20 protein-coding genes and 2 pseudogenes are annotated in these 23958 nt (G+C 66.5%); 9 read left to right on the forward strand and 13 right to left on the reverse strand.

Features of this window, described 5'->3' with window-relative positions; translation table 11 throughout:
• Window positions 1–117 precede the first annotated feature (117 nt).
• The 4 genes and pseudogenes from ACZ3HV_RS43630 (at window position 118) to ACZ3HV_RS43645 (ending at window position 4063) form a co-directional block, all read left to right on the forward strand.
• Window positions 118–1192 (forward strand): annotated as a pseudogene (locus ACZ3HV_RS43630) (cation:proton antiporter domain-containing protein).
• A 37-nt stretch (window positions 1193–1229) separates the two neighbouring features.
• Entirely contained in the window at window positions 1230–3098 is a 1869-nt protein-coding gene (locus tag ACZ3HV_RS43635) for a CASTOR/POLLUX-related putative ion channel (RefSeq protein ID WP_465693728.1), read from the forward strand.
• Window positions 3099–3340: 242 nt separating this feature from the next.
• Window positions 3341–3697, forward strand: coding sequence for a YciI family protein (locus ACZ3HV_RS43640; protein ID WP_465693729.1), 357 nt, complete (start codon window positions 3341–3343; stop codon window positions 3695–3697).
• A gap of 84 nt (window positions 3698–3781) precedes the next feature.
• On the forward strand, window positions 3782–4063 hold the full coding sequence (locus tag ACZ3HV_RS43645) for a hypothetical protein (protein ID WP_465693731.1): 282 nt from the start codon (window positions 3782–3784) through the stop codon (window positions 4061–4063).
• A gap of 131 nt (window positions 4064–4194) precedes the next feature.
• Here ACZ3HV_RS43645 and ACZ3HV_RS43650 read toward each other — a convergent pair whose 3' ends face one another.
• From ACZ3HV_RS43650 to ACZ3HV_RS43670, 5 genes are read right to left on the reverse strand one after another with little or no spacing between them, the layout of a single operon-like run.
• Entirely contained in the window at window positions 4195–4689 is a 495-nt protein-coding gene (locus ACZ3HV_RS43650; protein ID WP_465693732.1) for an FtsX-like permease family protein, read from the reverse strand.
• Between the two features lie 36 nt (window positions 4690–4725).
• Window positions 4726–6441 (reverse strand): ABC transporter permease, encoded by a 1716-nt coding sequence (locus ACZ3HV_RS43655; RefSeq protein ID WP_465693734.1) that lies wholly within the window; start codon window positions 6439–6441, stop codon window positions 4726–4728.
• Between the two features lie 5 nt (window positions 6442–6446).
• On the reverse strand, window positions 6447–6818 hold the full coding sequence (locus ACZ3HV_RS43660) for an ABC transporter ATP-binding protein (RefSeq protein ID WP_465693735.1): 372 nt from the start codon (window positions 6816–6818) through the stop codon (window positions 6447–6449).
• Between the two features lie 22 nt (window positions 6819–6840).
• Window positions 6841–7323, reverse strand: coding sequence for a DUF998 domain-containing protein (locus ACZ3HV_RS43665; RefSeq protein WP_465693737.1), 483 nt, complete (start codon window positions 7321–7323; stop codon window positions 6841–6843).
• Window positions 7320–8369 (reverse strand): aldo/keto reductase, encoded by a 1050-nt coding sequence (locus ACZ3HV_RS43670; protein ID WP_465693738.1) that lies wholly within the window; start codon window positions 8367–8369, stop codon window positions 7320–7322. The genes ACZ3HV_RS43665 and ACZ3HV_RS43670 overlap by 4 nt, the downstream gene beginning before the upstream one ends.
• 79 nt (window positions 8370–8448) lie before the next feature.
• Between ACZ3HV_RS43670 and ACZ3HV_RS43675 the strand changes: the two genes are divergently transcribed.
• A complete protein-coding gene (locus ACZ3HV_RS43675; RefSeq protein WP_465693740.1) occupies window positions 8449–8985 on the forward strand; it encodes a TetR/AcrR family transcriptional regulator in 537 nt (178 codons plus the stop codon).
• Between the two features lie 661 nt (window positions 8986–9646).
• Here the strand turns inward: ACZ3HV_RS43675 and larA are convergent.
• On the reverse strand, window positions 9647–10915 hold the full coding sequence (larA, locus tag ACZ3HV_RS43680) for a nickel-dependent lactate racemase (protein ID WP_465693741.1): 1269 nt from the start codon (window positions 10913–10915) through the stop codon (window positions 9647–9649).
• An 85-nt stretch (window positions 10916–11000) separates the two neighbouring features.
• Here larA and ACZ3HV_RS43685 point away from each other — a divergent pair, with 85 nt between their 5' ends.
• Window positions 11001–11783: a FadR/GntR family transcriptional regulator gene (locus ACZ3HV_RS43685; protein WP_465693742.1), complete on the forward strand. Its 783-nt coding sequence runs from the start codon at window positions 11001–11003 to the stop codon at window positions 11781–11783.
• A 7-nt stretch (window positions 11784–11790) separates the two neighbouring features.
• On the opposite strand, the gene ACZ3HV_RS43690 is transcribed toward ACZ3HV_RS43685, so the two are convergent.
• Window positions 11791–12957 (reverse strand): mandelate racemase/muconate lactonizing enzyme family protein, encoded by a 1167-nt coding sequence (locus ACZ3HV_RS43690; protein WP_465693744.1) that lies wholly within the window; start codon window positions 12955–12957, stop codon window positions 11791–11793.
• A gap of 285 nt (window positions 12958–13242) precedes the next feature.
• Between ACZ3HV_RS43690 and ACZ3HV_RS43695 the strand changes: the two genes are divergently transcribed.
• Together ACZ3HV_RS43695 and ACZ3HV_RS43700 are read left to right on the forward strand one after the other, a co-directional pair.
• On the forward strand, window positions 13243–15969 hold the full coding sequence (locus tag ACZ3HV_RS43695) for a glycosyl hydrolase family 95 catalytic domain-containing protein (RefSeq protein WP_465693745.1): 2727 nt from the start codon (window positions 13243–13245) through the stop codon (window positions 15967–15969).
• Window positions 15970–16138: 169 nt separating this feature from the next.
• Window positions 16139–16450 carry a FadR/GntR family transcriptional regulator gene (locus ACZ3HV_RS43700; RefSeq protein ID WP_465693746.1) on the forward strand — a complete coding sequence of 104 codons (312 nt, stop codon included), beginning with the start codon at window positions 16139–16141 and terminating at the stop codon, window positions 16448–16450.
• A 10-nt stretch (window positions 16451–16460) separates the two neighbouring features.
• Here the strand turns inward: ACZ3HV_RS43700 and ACZ3HV_RS43705 are convergent, their stop codons facing one another.
• Genes ACZ3HV_RS43705 through ACZ3HV_RS43715 form a run of 3 tightly spaced genes read right to left on the reverse strand, consistent with a single transcriptional unit; the run spans window position 16461 to window position 21014 of the window.
• Window positions 16461–17687: an alpha-L-fucosidase gene (locus ACZ3HV_RS43705; RefSeq protein WP_465693754.1), complete on the reverse strand. Its 1227-nt coding sequence runs from the start codon at window positions 17685–17687 to the stop codon at window positions 16461–16463.
• On the reverse strand, window positions 17684–19579 hold the full coding sequence (locus ACZ3HV_RS43710; protein WP_465693748.1) for a beta-L-arabinofuranosidase domain-containing protein: 1896 nt from the start codon (window positions 19577–19579) through the stop codon (window positions 17684–17686). The genes ACZ3HV_RS43705 and ACZ3HV_RS43710 overlap by 4 nt, the downstream gene beginning before the upstream one ends.
• A gap of 1 nt (window position 19580) precedes the next feature.
• The gene (locus tag ACZ3HV_RS43715) at window positions 19581–21014 is read right to left on the reverse strand and encodes an alpha-L-fucosidase (RefSeq protein WP_465693749.1); all 1434 of its coding nucleotides are present in this window, start codon (window positions 21012–21014) and stop codon (window positions 19581–19583) included.
• Window positions 21015–21219: 205 nt separating this feature from the next.
• Between ACZ3HV_RS43715 and ACZ3HV_RS43720 the strand changes: the two genes are divergently transcribed.
• Window positions 21220–22023, forward strand: a complete 804-nt coding sequence (locus tag ACZ3HV_RS43720) for a FadR/GntR family transcriptional regulator (RefSeq protein ID WP_465693750.1) — start codon at window positions 21220–21222, stop codon at window positions 22021–22023.
• 651 nt (window positions 22024–22674) lie between these two features.
• Here ACZ3HV_RS43720 and ACZ3HV_RS43725 read toward each other — a convergent pair.
• The 3 genes and pseudogenes from ACZ3HV_RS43725 to ACZ3HV_RS43735 all read right to left on the reverse strand — a co-directional run.
• A pseudogene (locus ACZ3HV_RS43725) lies at window positions 22675–23205 on the reverse strand (AMP-binding protein); the annotation flags it as partial.
• A 13-nt stretch (window positions 23206–23218) separates the two neighbouring features.
• Complete coding sequence (locus tag ACZ3HV_RS43730; protein ID WP_465693752.1) at window positions 23219–23575, reverse strand: DoxX family protein; 357 nt, start codon at window positions 23573–23575, stop codon at window positions 23219–23221.
• Window positions 23572–23772, reverse strand: coding sequence for a hypothetical protein (locus ACZ3HV_RS43735; RefSeq protein WP_465693753.1), 201 nt, complete (start codon window positions 23770–23772; stop codon window positions 23572–23574). Before ACZ3HV_RS43735 ends, ACZ3HV_RS43730 begins: the two co-directional genes overlap by 4 nt.
• Between the last annotated feature and the right edge of the window lie 186 nt (window positions 23773–23958).

The raw sequence follows: 23958 nt of genomic DNA on the forward strand, positions 1-23958 counted from the left end.
ATTCACCCGCAAAGGCGTGGTGATGACCGCGATCACAATCCTCGTCGCCGCGCCGTACCTCTGGCTGCGATACTTCGTCCTGTCCTGACCCGACTGTGGAGGCCCGATGCTGTTGATGTGTTTGCGGCCGTCCTGCTCCTGGCCGTCCTGGTTTCGAGTCTGGCCGGACGAACGATCCTGTCAACGGCGGTCCTGTTCCTGGTGGCCGGGTTCGTGCTCGGTCCGGAGACCACCGGCGTGCTCGACCTGCAGCCCGGCTCACCAGTCGTCTCCGTGCTGACCGAGCTCGCGCTGTTCGCCGTCCTGTTCACCGACGGAATGCGAGTCGGCTGGTCAGACCTGCGTTCGGCCTGGCGCCTGCCTGATCGTGCGCTGGGGTGGGGACTTCCGCTCACGTCGGCCATCACTGCCTTGGCAGTGCATTACATCGTCGACCTGGACTGGCCGGCATCGTTGCTGATCGGTGCGATCCTTGCCCCGACCGACCCGGTCTTCGCGTCCGCGCTGGTCGGCAACGAGAAAGTGCCCGCCCGGCTCTATCACCTGCTCCGTACCGTGGGTCGCGATCCGGTTGGAACGGACCCGATTCTTCTCCGCCTCCACGAAGTACGAACCACTCAACGCGATCGCCATCGGTCTGCTCGTCCTGGCCATGGCCAAGACGCTGCACGGCAACCTGTTCCTGGCCGCCTTCGCGGCCGGGATCACCGTCGCCACCTTCGGCCCAGCCCAGCGGGCCGCGTTCGAGCACTTCGGCGAGCTCATCGCCGAAGGCCTCAGGCTCGCCGCCCTCCTGGTCTTCGGCGCGCTGATCTCGATCGAGTTCCTCGGCGAGATCTCCTGGCAGGGCTGGGTCTTCGCCCTCGTCGGCCTGATCGTCGCGCGCCCCGTCGCCCTTGCCATCTCCTTCGTCCGCTCCGGCCTCGGCGCCCGCGAGCAACTCGCCGCCATGTGGTTCGGCCCCAAAGGATTCGCCTCGGTCGTCTACGGCCTGCTCGTCCTCGAGTCCGGCATCCCCGCCGCAGACAAAGGTCTTCCATCTGGTCGCCCTCACCATCGTCTTGTCCATCCTGGCCCACTCCTCCACCGACATCGTCGTGGCCCGATCCTTCGAGAGCGCCGACCTGACTCCCACCACTTGACGGGGCCCCGACACACGGCGACGTACCGGTCGGATCGGTGGATGGCATAGTGCCTCCAGCGGTGACGAACTGAAGGGGCTGGGAGACTTGGGGCGCTGGCGGGACAAGGTCCGGTACTGGTTCGACGGCATGATGTCGCGTGGTACGCCGGCGCTCATCGGTCTGCTCGGGCTGGCATCAGCCGTGCTGGTGGTCGTGATCTCGACACTCGTACTGCTCCTCGCGCCGGGCGACGTGGCCGGGCACGGCGCCTGGCACGGTGTGTTCTGGATGAGTCTGCTCCGAACGCTCGACCCCGGCACCATGGGCGGCGACCAAGGCGGGCTGGTGTTCCTCGGGTTGATGCTGGCCGTGACGCTGGGCGGCATCTTCATCGTCAGTTCGTTCATCGGCGTCCTGACCACCGGCCTGGAGAACAAGATCGCCGTACTCCGCAAGGGCCGGTCACGCATCGTCGAGCAGGACCACACCGTCGTGCTCGGCTGGTCCGAGCAGATCTTCACCGTCGTCGCCGAACTGGTCCAGGCGAACCGGAGCAACCGGCGGTCCTGCGTGGCGATCCTCGCCGCCAAGGACAAGGTCGAGATGGAGGACTCGATCCGTTCGCGCGTTCCCGACCTCGGCCGGACCCGGGTCGTCTGCCGGTCCGGGAACCCGTTGCATCCCGCCGACCTCGATCTGGTCAGCCTGTCCTCGGCGCGGTCGGTGATGGTGTTGCCTTCAGACGGCCCGGATTCCGACATCCACGTCGTCAAAGTACTGCTGTCTCTGGGCAGCCGTGCGACCGGCGCCACCGAGGGTCCCCATGTCGTCGCGGCTGTCGCCGACTCGACCAACCTGCGCGCCGCCAGGCTTGCCGGCGGCCGTCGCGCGCAACTGATCGGCGCCGACGAACTCGCCGTACGACTCCTGGTCAACGCCCATCGCCAGTCCGGCCTGTCCGCCGTCTGCGCCGATCTGCTGGCCTTCACCGGCAACGAGTTCTATCTGCGGCCCGAACCTGCGTTGGCAGGAAAGACCTTCGGCGAGATCATCCACGCCTACGAACTCGGCATCCCGGTCGGACTTCGTCGCGTGGACGGAACGATCATGCTGAATCCGGATCCCGGCCAACCGGTCGGGGTAGCGGACGAGGTGATCGTGCTGGCCGAGGACGACACACTGATCCGGCTCGCTGACGCCTTGCCTCACATCGTCCAGAACGCTATCTCACCCAGGCCGCGGCACGAGCCGGCGCCGGAACGCACCCTGATGCTGGGGTGGAACAAGCGCGCTCCGCAGATCATCGAGCTCCTCGACAAGTTCGCCTACCCGGGGTCGCAACTTCAGGTCGCCTGCACCGAACACGTCGACCCCCTGATCGATCCGACCGCCAACCTCAGCATCGGCGTGACGCGTTGCGACCCGACCAACCGGATCGACCTCGAAGCCCTGCAGCCTCACACTTGCCAGCACGTGATCGTGCTGGCATCCGACGGCCTAGGCACCCAGGAAGCCGACGCCCGGACGCTCATCACCCTGCTGCACCTGCGCGACCTGGCCGAGGATCTCGACCACCCGTACTCGATCGTGAGCGAGATCAACGACGACGCCAACCGCGAGATCGCCGAGGTCACCCGTGCCGATGATTTCGTGGTCAGCGAGAAGCTGATCAGTCTGCTCCTGACCCAGCTCACCGAGAACCGCCACCTGGCCGCGGTGTTCGAGGACCTCTTCAACCCGACCGGCGCCGAGATCTACCTCAAACCCGCCGTCGGCTACCTGCTCGCCGGCCTGCCCGCCAACTTCGCCACCGTCGCCGAAGCGGCCACCCGCCACGGCGAAACCGCCATCGGCTACCGCGTCCACACCGACTTCTACCAGCCGCCGTCGTACGGCGTCGTCCTCAACCCACCCAAACACGCTCCACTCACCCTGACCGACAAGGACCGCGTCATCGTCTTGGCCGAGGACTGACTCGGCGTCGGCGACTCGTTCGTCCCCGCCGGCGAGGTCTTCCGGGAGTGGGTGACGATCGCAAGGCCCGATCGCGAAGCGTGGAGCACACTGCTCGCCGAGGCGGTCGATTTCGCCCGAAAGTCGCTCAGCCAGGAGCAGTGACGAACATGTAGCAGGCCGACTGTCCATCTTGTCGGTCTCGCATTCGTAGTGTGGGTGAGAGCGGGAACTGTGTCTCGCGAGCCGGAGGGATCCAAACGATGACCTACTACATGTTGCGGCCGGGACGAGCGGTCCAGGGGCCGCCGCTGTCCGAGGGCGAGATGCAGGAGCACATGCAGGCGATCTGGCGGCTGGAAGCGGAGATGAAGTCGGCCGGCGCCTGGGTGTTCGGTGGGCGGTTGCACGATCCGTCGACCGCGACCGTCGTACGGGCCGAGGCGAACGACGTACTGACCACGGACGGGCCGTTCACCGAGACCAAGGATCATCTCGGTGGCTTCTACCTGCTCCGCACGACCGACCTCGACGGAGCGCTGGAGTGGGCCGGCAAGGTCAGCGGCCTGATCGGGGCCTCGATCGAGGTCCGGCCGTTCGTCGACGAGATGACGTCCTAGCTCCCATGGTGGCCGACCGCGAGTCGATCGGCCGGATCTTCCGCGCGGAGTCCGGCCGGTCCGTCGCTGCCCTGGTCGCGATCTTTGGCGACCCTGTACGACCAACTCATCGCCGTCGCCGCCACCCCGGTCGTCGCCCTCAACCGCGCAGTCGCAGTCGGCGAGGTCCATGGCCCGGCCCGAGGACTCCACGAGATCGACCAACTCAACCTCCCCGGCTACTACCCCTTCCACGCGGCACGGGCCGAATTCCTCCACCGACAAGGCCACACCCACGACGCCGCACACGCCTTCGACACCGCCGCATCGCTCGCCCCAGAAGGCCCCGAACGCCGCTACCTCCAACACCGCGCCAAAACCACCTGACGACATCGCAGCCGCATGCCGCACCTCAGACCTGAGTGTCGCGTCGTTCGAAGCTGATGCTTGCGGCAACTGTCAGGAATGCGGCAATCGCAGTCAGCAGTACCAGGGGTACGGCCTCGATGCCGGTGACGTCAGCGAGATCGTTCTCGGACGACGCGGGCGACGTCGAGGCGGCGTACGGCGCGGACGCCCGGCCACTGGGACAGGGTCGCGGCCGCCAGCACGGCAACCACCGCGGCGGGAATCACCCACCAGCCGAAGGTGAGGCGGAAGGTGAACAGGTCGCTGCTGAACGACCCGAGGAACGCTCTGGCTGCCAACAGGCCTGCGGCGACGCCGATCGGAAGCCCAAGGGCGGTCGCGGCCAGGTTCTCGGTCGCGATCGTGCCAGCCACCCGCCCCATCGGCACGCCGGCCACGCGCAACGTCGCGAGTTCGTTGGTCCGTTCGACGACATTGACCGCAAGCGTCACGTACATGATCACCGCCGCGAGGATGGCGCCGAGCACGACCATCGTCCCGACGAACGCCCAGAACAGCCTCAGGAACTGGTCGAGCGAGGCAGCCACCGCAGTGGCATCGGCGTACGCCACCACCCCTGGAAGCGACGTCATGGTGCGTCGCATCGCGTCGCGATCCACCCCCGACCCGAAGCGGACCAGCTACGTGCTGACAGCCGAGTCCGGAAGCAGCCGGGCCGCCTCCGATTCGCTGGTGTAGATCGCGGTGCCGACTGGTTCGTCCAGGAGACCGGTCAAACGAAGGTCTGTCGACGCCTGTGCAGTGGTGAGCGTGACCACCTGACCGACTTTGACGTGGAGCGAGTCGGCAAGCGCACGCCCAGCCAGGAAGCCGTTAGCCGGAAGGCCGATCGCCTTTCCGTCGACAGACACGAAGCGGTGCATCTGTGTGTCGGTTCGCAACCCCGTCAACGTGGTGGCGTAGCTCCGATCCCCCAGAACCGCGATGACCCGGCCCATGCGGATCGGCTCGGCTGCCGATACTCTGGGAACCGAGCTCAGCCGATCGCCGTCGCCGGACCGCGCTGCGACGGTGACCGTCGCGTCCTGCCGCTCGATCTGGCCGTACTGGCGGTTGATCGCATCCGACAGGCTGGTCAGCATGCCGATCGACGTCAGCACCAGGATCAGCGCCAGTACGACGCCGAGCATCGTGGCCAGCGTGCGACGCAGATTGCGACTCACGTCGCGCAACGCCATCCGCCCGGTCACCGGAAGCCAGCGCGCCCCGGCAACCAGGTGACTCCATCGGCCTGGCGGGCGACTCGCCGTCTCGTTGCGCATCGCCTCGGCCGGAACGGTCCGCGCCGCGGTGACTGCCGGTACCGCCGCACCGACAAGCCCGATCAGCGCGCCGAACGCGACTCCGATCGCAATCAGGTCGCCGTGGACGGAACGCGTCACTGTGTCGGGGATCCCCAGAGCGCCGGTGTAGCCGCGGGTCAGTGCTCCGGTCAGCGCCGTACCGAGCGCTGCGCCGCACAGACCGCCGAAGAGTCCGATGAGCAGGCCCTGTTGAAGATAATGACGGACCAGCCTGCCGCGCCTGGCACCGGCGGCCATCAGAGTCCCGATCACGGACCGCTCGGCGAGTACCTTCCGCGCCAGCAAGACGTAGGCTGCGACCGCCGCGGCCGTGAGGAACAACAGCGGGAACACGACAGACAACTCGGAGAAGCCGTTCAAGTCTTCGTGCAGTGTCGCGTTGGACGCCTGGTCGGCCTGGGTGGTCACATCGGTGGCTCCCGCGGTCCGCATAGCAGCAGCGACCGTGCCCTCGTCGGCGTCAGCAGGGAGCCGAAGGAGAACCTGGTTCGGTGCGCCGCCCTTCAGGCGCCGTACAAGATCTTCGTCGGCGAACACCACTGCGAACGCATGAGGATCCCCGAGCACATCCTGCCGATTCCGCGCCGGCCACAGGTACTCCGCCGACCGGACGATCCCCCGCACCTTGACGGTCTGCCACCGGGATCCGGCGTACACCTGCAGGGCGTCGCCGGGAGTGAGGTCGTAGGTATCGGCGGCGTGCCTCTCGACCAGAACGCCATCAGGTTCGTCGGCCCCCAGGTCAGTGCCGTCGATGAGCATCGGTGGATCGACCTGCGTTCGAACCGTCACGCCGACCGCGCCGGCATCGCGAGCAGCGGCCGCGACCTTCTCCGGGTCGCCACCCGTCGCGATCAGGTCCGCGAACCGCAACCGCTCGTAGGTGCGCTGGTACGAGTCACTGAGATTCCGGAACGCCCCCGCACTCGCGATGAACAACATCATCCCGAGAAGGACCGTGACGCCGACCGCGACAGCCTGAGCCCGTTGCCTGCGAAGATCACGTAGCGCCTTGCGGGTGATCGCGCGCATGCCGATCACCACGCCACATCGGCCGCATCGGCAGGCCGCGGATTACGCCGTACCGACTCGATCCTGCCGTCCACAACCGTGACCACCCGGGTGGCGATCTGCGCGACGGACATGTTGTGCGTGACCATGACGATCGTCAACCCGTCGGAGTTCAGCCGCTGGAGCAACTGCAGGATCTGACGTCCGGTCGCCAGATCGAGCGCGCCGGTCGGCTCGTCGGGCAGCAGCAGATCGGGCTCCGTCGCGAGCGCCCGCGCCAGCGCGACCCGCTGCTGCTGACCACCCGACAGTTGTGCTGGGAAATGATCCATCCGATCCCCGAGACCGACATCGCCGAGCAGGCCGGGCACACGCGATCGATCACCTCGCCCGGTCATCTCGATGATCACCTCGACGTTCTCACGAGCCGTCAGCGTTGACCCCGACAACGATCGCCATGGCGTTGCCGGCGAGCATGACACCTTGCGCGCCGAACGTGTGGAACGCGATCAGCCCGTTGGCTACGTTCTCGTTCGACCCCTGGAAGAGCCCGACGAGGAATACGCCGATCCCGGCGAGGACCGCGAGAACGACGATGACGATCGGCCGGGCACCGTTGCGAAGGTCGAACACGCAGAGCGTGCCGACGAGCAGCAGGACCCCGTAGATCACCCAGCCTGCGTCCATGACCGCGCCGAGTGGAGAGTTCCCGACCTGCCCGAAGGCGGTCTGGGCCGGTCCGGTCAGGCCGAGGTGGCTGACCCAGGTGTGCAGCGGTGAGTACGGCGGGTCCTGCCAGGCAGCTGCGGTGACGATCTCGGCGGCCCAGGACACGAGTGGACCGAGAAGGAGCAGAAGCGCTCCGGCCCGAGCAGCCGCACCCGAGCGCACGATGGAGTTCACGACAGGGCCATTCCTGGGACACGCCGGCGGATGGCTTCCAGCTCGGCCTCGTCAGAGATGCCCTGCCAGTCGTACCGCGGCGTGTAGGGGGCTTCGAGCGCGCGTACGTCGTCGTCGGTGAGCTCAACGTCCAACGACGCCACGGCCTCGTCGATCTGCTGGATCGAGCCGGCCCCGACCAACGGCGCGGTGACGACCGGCTGACGGCGCAGCCAGGCGAGCGCGATCTGGGCGCGGCTGACGCCGTAGCCTTGGGCGACCTGGCCGACCGCGTCGATGATCGCGCGGTTGGACGCCTCCTGCGCCGGCGCATAGAGCATGTCCGCAAAGGCACCGTCGGTCTCGGCGCGCGCGGTCGACCTGGCATCGTCCCACCCGCGGGCGAGGCGACCTCGGGCCAGCGGCGACCAGATGATCGTGCCGACACCCTCGTCCAGGCACAGCGGGATCATCTCCCGCTCCTCCTCGCGAGCGAGCAGGTTGTAATGGTCCTGCATCGACACGAACCGCGCCCAGCCGTGCTCCTTCTGCAGATGCAGCGCCTTTGCGAACTCCCAGGCGTGCATCGACGACGCACCGACGTAGCGCACCTTGCCGAACCACACCAGATCGCTCAGCGCCTCGAGAGTCTCCTCCCACGGCGTCGAGTGGTCGTTGCGGTGAATCTGGTACAAGTCGATGTAGTCGGTCCCGAGCCGGCGCAGCGAGTGGTCGACCTCGGTCATGATCGCCTTGCGCGACAGGCCGCGGCCATTGGGACCGGTGCGCATCGGGTGCCGGAGCTTGGTCGCGATCACCACGCTGTCCCGGTCAGCGAAGTCCTTGAGCGCGCGGCCGAGAATCTCCTCGCTGGACCCGTTGGAGTACATGTTCGCGGTATCGAAGAAGTTGATTCCCGCCTCGAGCGCGTGCCGGATCAGCGGCCGCGCCTCGTCCTCGCCCTTCGACCACACCGGATGGCCGCGGTCGGGCTCGCCGTAGGTCATCGCGCCGATCGCGATCGGGGAAACGTCCAGGCCGGTCGTGCCGAGCTTGATGTACTGCATGATGCTCCTCTAAGCTATGTGGAGAGTTCTCCAGATACGGTAGTGGAGAGCTCTCCACATAGCAAGATGGGGTTCACACATGGTCCGTTCGGACGCCCGCGAGAACCGGGCCCGCATCCTCGCGGCCGCCCGCGAGGCCTTCGCCGAGGACGGCGCCACGTCCATGAACCAGGTCGCTCAGCGCGCCGCCGTCGGCGCGGGCACCCTCTACCGCAACTTCCCCACCCGGGAGGCGCTGGTGCTGGCCGTCTACCAGGACGAGGTCGAACGGATCATCGACATCGTGCCGGGGCTGCTGGCCGAACTGCCACCACTCGAAGCGCTCCGGCAGTGGACAACCGGCCTGGTCGAAGCGATGCGCAGAAAGCACGGCCTCGGCGATGCGCTCAGTCCCAGCGCGCACCAAGCGATCACCGAGCAGACCTACGGTCCCGTTGTCGCCGCGATCACAGACCTCTTCGACGCAGGCAAGAAGAACGGCAGCATCCGCACGGACGCCGACCCGCGCGACTTCCTGCAGCTCACCGGCGCACTCTGGCGCGCCGCGACCGTACCCGAAGACCGCTCACCCCACATGCTCGCCCTCATCATCGACGGCCTCCGCCCACAGCGGTAAAGGTCTGCCGAGAAGACCGCTGTCCTTCACGACCCCACCGCCGATGCCGCCCTGAGATTGACAAGTTCAGTGAAGGTACCCGTCCCACTTGGGTTCGCCCTTGCTGGAACCCGGCCAGGACTAGGATCTTTGGGCCGCTGAAGGCACGCATTGCGGCGATCGTGGGTTGCGGCGTCGTGGACAACGAGTCGTTCACGCACCGCACACCGTTGTCTGTGGTGGCCGACGGTCTGAAGCCGGTGAGGCGGCGAGATTGATCAGATTATGCTGTCCAGGCAGGGATATGTCGTCGGCACTTGCCACCTGGACGCCGTCGAAGTAGATCCCATCCGGACGAAGCTGCATACCGTCGGTGTGAGCCAGGCCGCTGTTCTGCCGGACGGCCGCCGCAGTTCCCCGTGCCGCTGGTGCCGTGACCCAGCCGGGCTTCCTCGGGTTGCCGGCCGATTTCGGCTTCCTTCCATCCAGCGACAGGTAAGTCTGGCGTCCACCGGTGCCCGCCCCGCCGACCGTCCAGTCCGTGAGCCAGACACGATCCGTGGACGTGGTCTCCGCGCTCACCAGTGGCCGACTGCGGACTCCAGGACCGGTCCCTACGCAGGCTCGACAGACTCGGGGTCCAGCCGCGGACCTAAGTGTCGTTAGCAGCGTCGAGCGCCTCTCACGCCACGTAGGGGATGGTCTGGGGACCTTCCGGCAGGATGCAGAGGCGGGCGTCGGGTCCGGCCGCGGCCAGTGATTCGGCAACGGTGGTTGAGATGTCGGGTGTTTGTTCCAGGTACACCGCCGCGAGGTCGGCGTCGCTGAGTGTCCCGGTATGCATGACAACCCGGCTGGTCGATTGGATCCGGGCCTGGATCTGCACCTGCCACTGGTCGGGGGCGGTTTCGGTGCGCCGGCCGATCTGATCGAGAAGCGCCTGCGGAGATTCCGCCGCGGTCAGCTCTGAGCGATACGACCCGTGATCCGGGAACCCGTCACGGCACTCGGCCGCGCAAATGATCGTGCCACCGGGGCGAACGATCCGATGCGCGGCCGACATCCCCTTGACCGACTGATACAGGTTCTGGTCGAGCGGATATCCGGAGTTCGTGGTGACGACCACGTCGAACGGAGCTACCACGGGCCGCATCGCGATCCGCTTGGCCGCAGCGCAAGCCGCGGCATGCATCGGCAGCAGGTCTCCCCCGAACGCCGCCACGATGTCCTTGTCGCGGTTGAGTACGACGTCCAACGCGAACGTCACGCCGGTCGCTGCCGCGATCGCCCGGACGTCGTCATGGACCGGGTTTCCGTGCGTCACTCCCCACGTCGCGTCGGGACTGCCGATCCGGGTGGCGTCGTGCAAAACCAGGACGGTGTCGAGACCGGCAAGCCCTGGCACGACGAGCTTCGGTCCGCCCGAGAAGCCGGCGAAGAAGTGCGGTTCGACGAATCCGGTGGTGATCCGGACGTCCGCGTCCACCCATTGGCGATTCAGCCAGACCGGTACGCCGTCACCATGGACACCGAGCCAGGCCAACTCGGACTGATCGCGGGCATCGTGGTTGACGATCCGTACCGTGTCGACGATCTCGTCACCGAACATCTCGCGCAGCTCGGCGTCGCTGTTGCCGCGGTGCGTACCGGTCGCGACCAGGATCACGACGTCAGCGAGATCGACCACGCCCTCGAGTTCCGCGAGAACAGCCGGGATCATCGAGTGCCTCGGCTGTGGACGGGTTCCGTCGCAGGCCGAGATCGCCACGGTCTGGCCCCGCCGAACGCGGTCGCGCAACGGAGGTCCGGCGACGGGCTCACGAAGGGCCTGGCGCAGAACCCCGACAGGGTCGGCAGCGGCCTGATGGCGGACCGGCTCCACCACGGTGGTTCGCGCGGAGTCCACGTCGATGACCAGTCCGGACTCCCCGTACGCCAAACGCACTCTCACTCGATCCAGCTCCCTGACGACTCCCGCAGCCGCCGGCTGTCGGCAGGCCTCTGCGACGACTCTCGCCGCCGCTAAGATCATACGTATGGTGAACGACTCGGTCCCCGTAGACCGTCTCACTCCGCGGCGTCTCCCGGTGGGCCGGCTCGGGGTTTCGGTCGTTGCCGAGCTCGTGGATCTGATTGTGACGGGACGGTTGAAGGAGGGCGACCTGCTGCCTCCGGAAGCCCCGCTGAGCGAACATTTCGGCGTCAGCCGGACCGTCTTGCGTGAGTCGGTGAAGCGACTCGAGGAGAAGGGCCTGGTGACCGTCTCGCAAGGTCGGGGTACGCAGGTGCGCGCGCCGGGGTACTGGAACATGCTCGACCCGGTGGTGCTTTCGGCCCTGATCGACAACGACGAGAGTCTCGGCGTCCTCGACGAGCTGACGGTCGTGCGCGCAAGCCTCGAGTCGGCGATGGCAGGAGCGGTGGCCGGGTCCCACAATGCCGACGAGCTGAGGCGCCTGGAGAACGCGCTGACGGCCATGCGGGAAAGCGAGTCGGAGACGGACTCGTTCCGGCAGGCCGACGTGATCTTCCATTACGCGGTCATGGAGATCTCCGGCAACCGCCTGGCGGAGAACATCGCCAAGCACATCTACAAACGAGCCGTCGACTCCAGCCGATACCAGGGCATCGACCCGCCCGACGCGGTGGCGCTCACCCTCAAAGAGCACGAGGCGATCGTCAGGGCCATCGCGCGAAACGACGTAGCCGCCGCCGAGAAGGCGATGCATACCCACATCCACGGATCATGGGAGCGCCGCCGGCTGTCCGACCACGCTCCCCGCCCGCGCGGCCGCAAGCGGAGTCAGAAGAGGCGATAGACCGGCCTCAACGGTGGTCGGGATCATCGATCACGTCCGGCTCGGCCACCAGCCGCAAAGCAGCGCGCTCCGGCCTGATGTGTGGTCCGGTCGATGCCGGAACGGCCCCGGCCGAGCTGCCCGCTGACAGCTGCGATTCGTCCACCACGATGCCGATGCCCGGACGGTCGCCCAGGATGATCCCGCCGTCGTCGAACTCCTGGTCGACATCCAGACCGACAGGGAAATGCAGATCCTGGACCTCATAGGTCAAAAGGTTCGGTACGGCGGCAGCTGCATGCGCAACCGGGTTCGCGTTGTACGCCACCGGACTCACCGGCAGATCGTGACCATGCGCCAGAATCGCCACCCGCAGGAAGTGGGTAATCCCCCACACATTCCCCACCTGCACAACATCAAGAGCACCAGCATCCAGCAGCGGGCGATACTGCTCCAACCCGGTCGAGTTCTCCCCACTCGCGATCGCCGCACGAACCTTTCCACGCAACGCGGCCATCCCCGCCGCATCCCACCGGCGCAGCGGCTCCTCCACCCAGGTGAGGTCCATGCGCTCCTCGATCGCCGCCACATACCGAACAGCCTGCGCCTGATTCCACGACTCGTTCGCGTCGAACATGAGCGCAGGCCGGCGGGAATTGCGGCCGAGCACCTCACGGACGATCTCCAGCCGGGGCAGATCACGATCCAGATCGCGGCCTCCCTTGACCTTGCCCGCCTTGAACCCGCGGTCCGCGAACCGTCCGTACAACTCGGCAACTTCCTCGTCGCTCAGGCCGTACTCGAGACCGGACGCATACCCGGGAACGAAACGGTCACGCGCCCCGAGCGTCCGCCACAGCGGCTCCTCGGCCGCCTTCGCCTTGAGATCCCACAAGGCCATGTCGACGGCCCCGATCGTGCCGAACATCGATCCGGAATGACCCGCCTTGAACACCCAGTCGAGCATCCGGTCGTACAGGGCCACGACCGATCGCGGGTCCTCGCCCTCGACAGCCGGAAACACCCGCGCCACCTCCGCATGCGCACCAAGACCCACCCCCTCGATCCCGGCATCGGTCTCGAGGACCAGGATCGGGACCGGTGTCGTGTGGCCGCTCTGCACGCCATTCACATCGCCGGTAACTCTCCCCCAGTCGTGAACAGTGCTCAGACTGCGATATCCGGTGACCTTCATCCGTGGTTCCCCTCGAGAGTCGGTGCGAAGACGGCCGGACCGGCCCGTGTCGACAGTGTCTGAAGTCTTGTCGCAAACATAATACGTATGCTAAATCATGTTTCGGGGGCCAGCGAAGACCCGATGATGACGCCGGTGCTTAGCAACGGAAGGACAACCGTCCCACTCCGAGCCGATGAGCGGCCACGGCGAATCATCGCTGGAGCGTCGTCGCCTGGCGTGCTCCGTCATGGCCGCAACAGACAGGCCCCCGACAGACAACTTCCCGGTACAGAGGAGTACGACATGGGAGCGGAAGACATCTCTTCAACCAGTGGCGTCTCGCGGCGGCGGTTCGTCGGTGGAACGCTGGGCCTCGGGTTGTCGGCAGCAGCGACCGGACCGTTGGCCGCGATGGCCTCGCCGGCAGATGCACCCCAGCCGGCAGCGATCGGCAAGAACGCGGTCAAGCCTGTCTTCAACCCGGACTACAGCCAGCTCATTGGTCGATCCGACCTCAAGTACACGGGAAGGATCACGACCGGAACGCAGGGCATGTCCGTGGCGAACGGAAGGTTCGGCGGGCCAGTCTGGCAGAGCAACAGCAGCACCCTCGTCATGCAACTGAACCACACGGACATGTTCATGTTCAACGACGCCTCGGCGGCGTCGAAGGACCACCAGAACTCCGGCGGCGGCGCGGTCGGGCGGATCCACATCGGCTTCGGGACAGGGACCGTCTTCGACACCACGACGCAGCAGCATCTGTGGCTGTACGACGGCAAGCTGAGCATCACCGGCACCGGCGTGCACGCCGACGTGATCGCCGACATGGAGTCAGATGTCATCGCGATCCAGGTCACCGACGATCGCGCCACACCCCTGCCGATCACCGTCGATCTGGCCATGCTGCGGGACGCCAACCAGATCTGGGGCGCCCACAGCGCGATCTCCACGCTCACCACCATCGCCGGCAACGGACGGCCGGGATCGCGGAACGAAACGATCGTGCTGGAACAGCTTGTTCAGGAACCCTGCGACACCGGCACCAAAGTCAACGATCACTACGTCAACACGGCCGTCGCGGCGACCGTACGGGGGCGGGAGATCTCGGACGTTGTCAGCAACACCATCGGCAACCGGGCGACACTGAGGCTGAACCTGCCCGCGGGCAACGGCACCTTCACCGTGGTCGTCGGCGGGAACGCCGATTCGCAGACGTCGCTTCGTTCGGCGAAGGCGACCGCCCTCGCCAACGCCACCAAGGCTCCGGACTATGCCCGGATCTCTGCCCGCAGTCAGGCCTGGTGGCGCGACTTCTGGCACAAGTCGTACGTCTACTTCCCAACGCAGTTCAATTTCGAGCAGCGCCGCAACTACTACATGTACTTGGCCGCCATCTCGAACCGGGGCTCGTACCCCTCCAAGTACAACGGCGGCATCTGGATCGGCGAGGAGGACCGGCGGGACTGGGGCAGCTTCTACTGGAACTGGAACCAGGACTGCCTGTACCAGCCTCTGCTGGCCGCCAACCACCTGGATCTGCTGGAGCCGATGTTCACCATGCGGCAGGCCAGTTACGAACAGTACAAGGTCGCAGCCCAGCAGATGTGGGGTAGTGAGGGCATCTTCATCGGCGAGACCGACGGCATCCTCGGCTGGGAAACCCTGCCGGACGGTATCGCGGGCGCGATGCAGCAGTACTACACCTTCAAGACCACTATCCGCAGCCAGGAATTCACCGACATCACCATGAGGAGGAACAGGTTCCTCTCCCCGTGGAACTGGAACGTCTTCGGCGGCAACAGCCAGGCCAGCTACGTCACGCACACCATGATGGCCACCCAGGAGACCGCCGAGTACTACTGGCAGGTGTACTGCTACACCAAGGATCTCCACTGGCTGCGAAAGGTTGCCTATCCCTTCATCAAGGGCGCCGCGGAGATGTACCGCTCGTACGACGGTCTCCGGAAGGAAAGCGACGGGAAGTACCACTTCTACAACACGAACCTGCACGAGCACATCTGGGCCGGCAAGGACGTCATCGACGATCTGTCCATGGCCAGAGGCGTCTTCGCAACAGTGATCAAGGCTTCGGAACTGCTCGGGGTCGACCAGGCGACTCGCCCGCTGTGGAGGGACATCCGCGACAACCTCGCCCCGTACCCGTTGCGAACCGATCCGGGCGCGCTGTGGGCGGCGAGCACCAATTCGTCGCTGGCCACACGGTTGGCGACAGATCAGCCCGCCTGGGCGCAGGGGCTGCAGCCCGCGTACTTCATCAGGGATCTGCACGGCACCGAGAGCCCGATCTTCAAGATGCTCGAGAAGTACGACGTGCTGAACCTGGAAACGCGGGACCAGGGTCTCGACAACGGGGATTGGGAGATCGCGCTCAACACCTATCTCCACTCGCCTGGCTATCTCAACCAGGTGCAGGGCCAGGTCATCGACCGAAACGGCTCCAGCCGCTTCCACGTGGACGCCGCCAAGCTCGGGCGAGCGGACGACATGGTGAAGATCCTGAACACGCAGTACGGCGTGTTCAGCACCTACGGCGTGTTCCCGAACCTGCTCTTCAACCAGCTGGACTACTACTCGGCCGAAGGCTACGGCACCTTCGCCGCCGCGCTGCAGGAAGCACTGAGCCAGAGCCTGAGCCCGACACCGGCCGGAGACCCCGTGATTCGCGTGTTCCCGGCCTGGCCAACGGCGTGGGACGCCAAGTACAAACTGCTCGCCAAGGACGGTTTCCTGGTCTCCTCCTCGATGGTGGCCGGCGACATCCAGTACGTCGAGATCGAGTCGCAGCTCGGCGAGCGCGCCCGCATCAGAAACCCCTGGGATTCCGATGTGGTGCTGTACCGCGAGGGACGGAAGGCCGAGACACTCGTCGCTCCGGAGAACGGTCTACTGGAGTTCAAGACGCACAAGGGCGAGAACATCGTTCTGGTCCGGGCGGGTACGACGCCGGACACGTACCGGACCTCTGATCTGATCGACAAGACCGCGGGAAGCACCAGCACAAGCTAGAACTTGCCGCTGGCCGCGCACACGGGCGGCTCCTGAGTTCGGTTGCTCCTCCCCCAACCGATCCATGGAGCCGCCCGTCAGCGTCATGGTGCGGCGCCGTCAGACCCTCGACGACCGCAGCGGCCGGCCGTGCATATCATCGAGACCTCGAATGTTGCAGTGAGGGGGGATGTACGACGCACGCGAGGATCCGGAACGCCTGACCAACCACGACGCGGCCTTCCACCGGTCGCTGATCGCCGCCACCGGGAACGAGTCGCTGGGAACCATCCTGGAGGGGATCGCGGGCAGGACCTTGCGGGCACGGATCTGGCGCGGGCTGGTCGACGACGATGTCGCCGACCGGACCCTGGCCGAACATCAGGCCATCTACGATGCGGTCGCAGCCCACGACCCGGCCCTGGCTCACGCGACGGCACTGGTGCACGTGACGAACACCGAAGTCTGGCTCCGGAATCATCTGGAAGGCGACGACGAGTAGGCCCCAGATGTCAGGCCTCGGCGACGAGTCCTACCCCGGCGATGGCTGGAACTCCCCGTGCGGCGCGGACCTCGACCGTCACTTCCTCGACGATCGCCGACGGGAACGTGAGGATCCGCTGATAGCCGACGCACCGCGTCTCGGCAAGGACCACCTCGCGGCCGTCCTGACGACCGCACACGACAACGTGCTCGAGGCGTTGGCCGAGGGTGATCTCCTCCTTGAGAATCACCGCCCCGAGCCTCGTCGGTCCGTCCAGCGTCAGAGTGAGCGTGGGCTCGGTGTCGCTGTCGGCCGGCTGCCACCAGCCGGTCCCGTTAGCCAGGCCGAGGTTCGGGTCACCGGCGTGCTCGAGACCCCATCCCCTGGCCGACGACGTGAAGTCCTCGCCAGTGGTGGTGACCTCACCCGACGAGAGCGAGATCGCCGACCCCACGAGACGTGAGCGGACGCTGTCGATCCTTCGGCCCAACTCGCCCAGAATCTCCCGGTCCGGTTCCGCGACGAGACCCCGCTGATCGGGCGGCACGTTGAGCAGGAAGGTGCTGTTGCCTCCGACGGACCCGCGATAGACGTCGAAGAGGTCGTCGACGCTACGGAGCTTCCCGTCCTCTTCCTCGTGGTAGAACCAGCCGGGACGAATGGACGTGTTCACCTCGGCGGGATACCAGACCAGATCGTTCTCCCTTCCGGTCAGCGCTTCCCGGCTGCCCAAGTCGTCGTCCTGGCTTCGAACCCGGCGGGAGAACTCCGGGTCGTCGGCTTGCTGCGAGTACTGCGCGATCCCCTCGGCATCCCGCAGCGCCCTCGGTACGACGCTCCAATCGTTCGGCCGGGTATGACCCGCTTCGTTGCCACACCACCGCACATCCGGTCCGCACACGCTGATGACGGCGCCCGGCTGCAGCCGGCGGATCGTCGCGTAGTAGCGATACCAGTCGTGGACCTGCCGTCTCCCGTTCGGCCCTTCGCCGCAGGCGCCGTCGAACCAGACCGAGAAGATGGGACCGTATCCGGTCAGCAGCTCTTCCAGTTGGGCGACGAAGAAGTCGTCGTACGGCGTGCCTGTTCCGTAACTGCTCTCGGTCCGGTCCCAGGGCGAGAGGTAGACACCGAAAGCCAAACCGTGCCTGCCGGCGGCCGCTGCCACCTCCGCACCGACGTCACCGTTGCCGTTCCGCCAGGGGGAACTGGCGACGACCGAGTGCTGTGTCGTGCCACCGACAGTTCGTCTCAGCCCTCCTCCAGGGCTCGCTGAAAGGCTGACCGGTGCACCGGGAAGTACACGGTGTACGGTTCGTCGCGGATTTCGGCGAGTGGGATGAAGCGTAGGCCGGTGGTTTGGCCGTGGGTTCGGTATCTCCCGGGCTGCCACCAGCTGTGGTGCCGCTCCCGGTCAGGTGTCAGGAAGGATGCCGGTTCCGCGGGGTCGCCGGACAGCACGGTCTCCTGCTCGGTCAAGCCGGCCAGGACCACCGGACCGTCGAGTACGGCGACCAGGTCCGGCTGGTCGGGCAATGGCACGGTGGTCAAGCCCGACGGCACGGTCAGCCGGATGCTGTGCCTGCTCCATTCCTGGGACAACACGATCCAGCCGTCCCTCACCTCGGCCGGGACCGGCTTTCCGTCGATCTCGACCGTCGGCGCGCCGGCGGCCCAGAGCGGAACCCGAAGCCGGACCTCGAAACTGGACGGTCGATCGCACCGTACCTCGACGACGTGGACGTGGTCGCTCGGCCGGCGGCGCGGCAACGGCCGCGACAAGAGCTCCTGGATGCCAGCGGCAGCGTAGGCGGTCTGTCGTTGGCCGAGTGCGGTGCCCTGGTCGGTGTCCGCCGTGATCGCGATCTCGACCTGCCCGCCGAAGAGCTCGGGCAAGGACGTGACCGACCCCAGGTACTGGCAGACCGTGATCCCGCGGTCGTCGACGTACATCGCCGCCTCGTCAACCGAGCTCTGGGCCTGCAGCAGGGTGCCGTGACAGCACCAGAAGTCCTCGGTCGGCCGCCCCCACTGCTTGTGGCTTCCGGTTGCCAAAGGCAAGAAGTACGCGGGCATCCCGGAATCCGGGTGTTGCTGCGCCCAGATCCCGTTGACCAGATTCCGCTCCCAGTAGTCTCCGTAGCGGTGATCTCCGGTCCACCGGAACAGCACGGCGGCGAGGCGCATCAGGTTGTAGACGAGGCAATGCTCCTGGACGGCGTGCAGACGTGCAGACTGTTCGCCCGCCGGCTGCCACACCTCACCGCAGCTACTGCCACCGGTGCAGTACGTCCCGCGGGCAGTCACCGCAGAGTCCCAGAAGGCTTCGACGATGTCGCGCCAGCGTCGCTCCCCCGTGACTTCCCAGGCCCTCGCCGCCCCGAGAATCTCCGCGACCTGTGTGTTGGCGTGCTTGTTGGTCAGTACGTCGGCACCGGCGAGGAGAGGCTCGAAGAACCGGCGGCGGTCGTACCGTTCGATCAGATCGGAGGCGCTCCGGTCACCGGTGACGGCGAGGAGGTCCGCCCAGACCTCCAGCATGCCGCCCGTCTCGCGATCGAGGACGTCATCGAGCTGCTGCCGGGACAGCCCACCGGTCCAGGTGTGGAACCATCCCGCGAAGGCCGACGCGACCTCGAGCGCCTGTTCGTTGCCCGCGATCCGATACTGGTCGAGCAACCCCATCAAGGTCTTGTGTACGACGTAGTGCGGAGCCCACACCGCACGACCCGCGGCCAGGCGTTCGAAGTACGCCGGTGGAATCGACCCGGCCCATTGCCCGCCGTTGGCCCGCTGACAGGTGGCGAGCTCGTCGACGATGACGGCAGCCCGTGCTGCCACCTCGCGGTCGTCCGCACCGACCCGCGCCGCCGCCGAGAGCCAGTGCCCGAGGATGTGGCCCCGCAGCTCGCAGGTCGGCGACTCCCATCCCCAGTGCCAGGTCTCCGGTCCATCGGGCGAGACACCGCCCACTGTCGTGCCCCACGAGCCGGAGTAGCTCCACAGACCGGCCTCGGCCCGGTAGGGCCGCAGCAGGTTGTCCGCGCTGAGCCCGCGAAGATAGCGGGCGTTCAGCAACCATCGGTCCCTGGCCGGCCCCTCCGTCAGCGTCGTCCGCCCGCCGGAATCACGAACCGTGCGCAGCATCTCAGCCGTCGAGCTCGACAGCCAGGCAGTTCGCGACGTCGACCGGAGCGGCGTCGGGCAGCCGGACGACGAGGATTCCGTGGGCCTGTTCGAACGGAACCGGACCGTGGCCGAGGAGCCGGACACCGGTCACGGCCTCATGGCCTGCAAGGCTGCGAATCACCGCGCGTCCGTCCTCCGGCCAGGCCATCTGGAACGCGTAGACGGTGTTGTTCCGGCGGGTGAAGCGGAAGTCGGAACTCTTCCACCCCACCCGGTCCTCGGTGAATCCGTCGATGGCGACAGTGGACGGGCCCTCACCGAAGACCCGGAACGGTCGCGTGCCATGGATACCTTCGGCGCAGATCTTCATCCAGGCGCCGAGTTCGTCGAGCAACTGCGTGCATTCGAGGTCGAGCGTTCCGTCCGGCAACTGCGGCACGTTGAGTAAGAGGTTGCCGTTCTTCGAGACGATGTCGACGAGCATCTCGATCACGTGCCCACCGGTCTTGTAGACGTCGCGGACGTTGTAGAACCAGTCGCCGACCGAGGTGTCGGTCTGCCATGGCAGCGCGTGGATGCCAGGCGTCTGACTGCGCTCGATGTCCATCACACCGACCACGCTCACCTGGGGCCGACGGTCCTTCTGCTGATAGACAGCACGGTTTGTCCCATGGATCCGCGTACTGGTGTTGTACAGGTGGGCGACCGCGGTCAACCCAGGCGTGTACTCGGCCTCGTCGAATGGCAGCGGGCCGTCCGAGTACAGCAGATCCGGCTGGTACCGGTCGATCATCTCGGTGACCGCCTCGAGCCAGTACGCGTGCCAGGCAGGATCCTGGGCGTACCACGGGTCCTGGACCGGCGCATCTTCAGTCGGCAGGAACCTGGCGTTGTCAAAGTAGAGGTCCCGGAACGCCGGATCAGTTCCGTCGTACAGCACACCGGCCAGCGGCCCGTGCCGGTCGCTGCCCTTGTTGGTCGCGAACCAGGTCAGCGCGGCACCAAGATGCTCGGTGATCCCGAACGGCAGGCCACGCTCATCGGCGGCGGCCTTCCACAAGCCTACGATGTCCTTGCCCGGCCCGACCTTCGCCGAGTTCCACGGATTCACCGCCGACTCGTAGTTGAAGAAATTGTCGTGATGGACGGCCTGCGCGACGAAGTACCGGGCACCGGCCGCCACGAAGCGGTCCATCAGGTCGCCCGGATCGAAGCGCTCCGCCTTCCATTGCCGGACGACGTCCTTGTAGCCGACCTCCGACGGGTGCCCGTACGTCCGCAGATGGTACCGGTACTGCTCAGAGCCTTGCCGATACATGTGCCGTGCGTACCAGTCACCGTAGCGAGGCACCGACTGCGGACCCCAATGCGACCAGATGCCGAGTTTCGCGTCCCGGAACCAGTCAGGGCAGTCGAACGTGGACAGGGACTCGAAGGTTGCATCGAACGGCACTGGTTACTCCTCGTCGGCAATGGCAGGGATATTAATCCTATGAATTGCCGGGATCCTAGCGCCGCTCAGCCCACCTGGTCCAGACTGAACGGCATCCAACAGCCGGAAACATCCCATCTCTAGGCCGGATGTGAGGGGCCGCCATGCCACGCATCACTTCGGTGGACGTTGTCGACGTCCGCTTCCCGACCTCGGAACCGTCGCCATGAGCCCCGGCAAACTGGTCCACACATCTCGCACACCTGGCAAGTCCCAGACAGATGTCGTCATCGAGGGCATCCGGCAGATGATCATCGACGGTCAGCTTCGACCGGGTGATCAGTTGCCGATCGAGAACGATCTCGCCGCGGCACTCGGCGTCTCCAGGAATCCGCTCCGCGAAGGCGTCCGCGCAGTGTCCATGATGGGCGTCCTGGAGACCCGGCAAGGTGACGGTACCTACGTCACCAAGCTGGATCCGTCGATGCTGCTCGCACCGATGGGGTTCGTGGTGGACCTGCACCACGGGAGCGGGGTGCAGCACTTGCACGCACTACGCCGGGTCCTCGAGACCGAGGCTGCCGCCCTTGCCGCGCAACAGATCGCGCCGGCAGAGCTCGAAGCCGCAGCCGAGCTGTTGCGCCACAACGAGGCCGAACTGAGGCTCTACGAACCCAACCACGAGACGGTGATCGAGAACGACATCGCCTTCCACGCCATCATCGCGAACGTGGCCGGCAACCCGGTACTCGCAGCGCTGATCAACGCACTCGGTGGACGCACGACGCGCGACCGGCTGCGCCGATCCATCTCGCAACCCGGCGCCGATGAGACCGCCCACGGGGAACACCCCTCGATCCTCGCCGCGTTGACGGCGGCGCACAACCCCGACCGGGCACGGATCCGAATGACGGCCTACCTGCTCACCCTCGAGGACTACCCCTCGAGACCCATCACGGAACCAGCCACGACATGGGACCTCCAACAGAAGTCGCGAGCCGTACGCAGTGAACCCGCAGAAGTATCCTGATCGCCTCAAATGGTCACTATGAGAGTGCTCCCAGATGGAGGACGATTCGTCGCATGAGTCCAACGCACGTTGTGCGGCGCTACCACCCCGACGACCACGCTGCGCTGTATGACGTCTGTGTCCGGACAGCCCACGAGGGCCGCGACTCACGGCACATCTACCCGGACCTGGAACTGTCGCGTCCTAGCTGGCGGTCCTCGGATCCCCGCAGCGGCCGGTGTTGTTTGTCAACCCGAGATCTGGCGGGGGCACGGCTGCACGCGCTGCGATTGCCGAGCGGGCACGCGACCGAGGGATTCAACTGCGGCGCCGAACGCAAGCCCCATCGCGGCACCCCGCCGCTCAGATCGGCGACAGGCGCCGAGCCTCGATCGGCTCGAGCCCAAATGAGCCGGGGATCTTTGCCCTGGCTGGCAGCGACCGTGCTGCACCGGGTAGAAGAGCACCGGCGATGACCGAGACAGGACGCCGCCGAACACGTCGCTATGGCCGTCTCAGCTTCACCGGGACTGGCCTGCGAGGCGTCGGTGTCGGCAAGCGCGGCAGCAGCGCGGGTGGCGTGGATCGTGTCCCTATCCGCTCGCCGCTGAGGACCCTGGCGGCGTTGATCAGGGCCCGTGCGGTGACCGCCTGGCTGCGCTTCAGGCAGCCGTGCGTGAGCTCGGCACCCTTTGGCTTGCCGGTGGTGCCGGTGGTGCCGGAGGTGTAGAGGATCACCGCGATGTCGTCGTCGGACCGGCTGACCGGGTCGGTCGCCGGCGGCGACGCTGCCAGCGCGGCTTGGAAGTCCCAGTCCCCGGGCGCGACCGCCAGGCAGTCGGGGCCTGCGGCCTTCGCACCTGCCTCCGCCTCGGCGGCACAGTCATGCCAGGCAATCAGCAGTTTGGCGGCGGAGTCGCGGAGGTAGTACTCCACCTCGCGCGCCCTGAGCAGCGGGTTCATCGGCACGACGACCCCGCCGGCCCGGAGGATGCCGTAGTACGAGATCGCGAACTGCACGTTGGGAAGCATCAGCCCGACGCGGTCGCCAGGCTCGAGGCCGGTGCCGCGCAGCAAAGTGACCATTCGGGACGCGGCGTCGTCCAGGGCCGCGTACGTCAGCACGTGGTCATCCATCCGGACGGCTGGGAGGTCCGGGTATATCGAGGCGGATTCGGTGAGGTTCTGGCTGAGGTTGGTCATGTCGGCCTCTTCGTCAGATCTTGCCGAAGGCGAGCCAAAGATAGGCCACGAGCAGCACGATGACGACGAGCGCTGGTGCCATCTCGGCTACGCCGTCGTGCTGGCGCAGGTGCGCGCCGAGAGCTCCAACCATGAGGAGCAGCAAACCCGCCGCGGCGAGCAGGCCGAGTGGGGGTATCGCGAGGCCGATCAGGACTCCTGCGGCACCCGCGACCTCCAGGACCCCGATGCGCTGGTAGGCACCGACACTGAAACCGACGTGCGCGGCGCGGGCCTGCATCGACGGAATGGCTCGGATCTTGCTTGCGCCCAGCACCGCAAAGGCGACAGCGATGAGCGCGGCCAAGGAAACAAGGAGTGGGGTAGTCATGGCTGGATCTCCAACTTCCAGGGAATGGTGAATGCGTCGACAGCCTCAACTGCTGCCTGGTCGACCGCGTCCCGGTCCAGATCCGGCTTCTCGAACTCCAGCCAGGCGAGGTCGTGCACGTTGACCCCCGACGCGTCCCGGGTGGCGTTCGGGATTGTGTGGCGTAGCGGGTGCGGGGTGTTCAGATCACTGGTCATTCAAGTCTCCTTTGGGTGTTGCCGCGCGGGCGGGGCGTCATCCGTTCCTGCCCGCCGCGGCACGGGTGCGGGTGCGGAGAACTGGGGTCTTGTGGCCACCAGTTCTCATGGGGACTACGAGTTGGTTGCGGCGGTGGCGAGGTTGTCGGCGTAGGCGCGGGCGTCGATGGCGCCGAGCATCGCCAG

This window comes from Kribbella sp. NPDC020701, assembly GCF_055562215.1.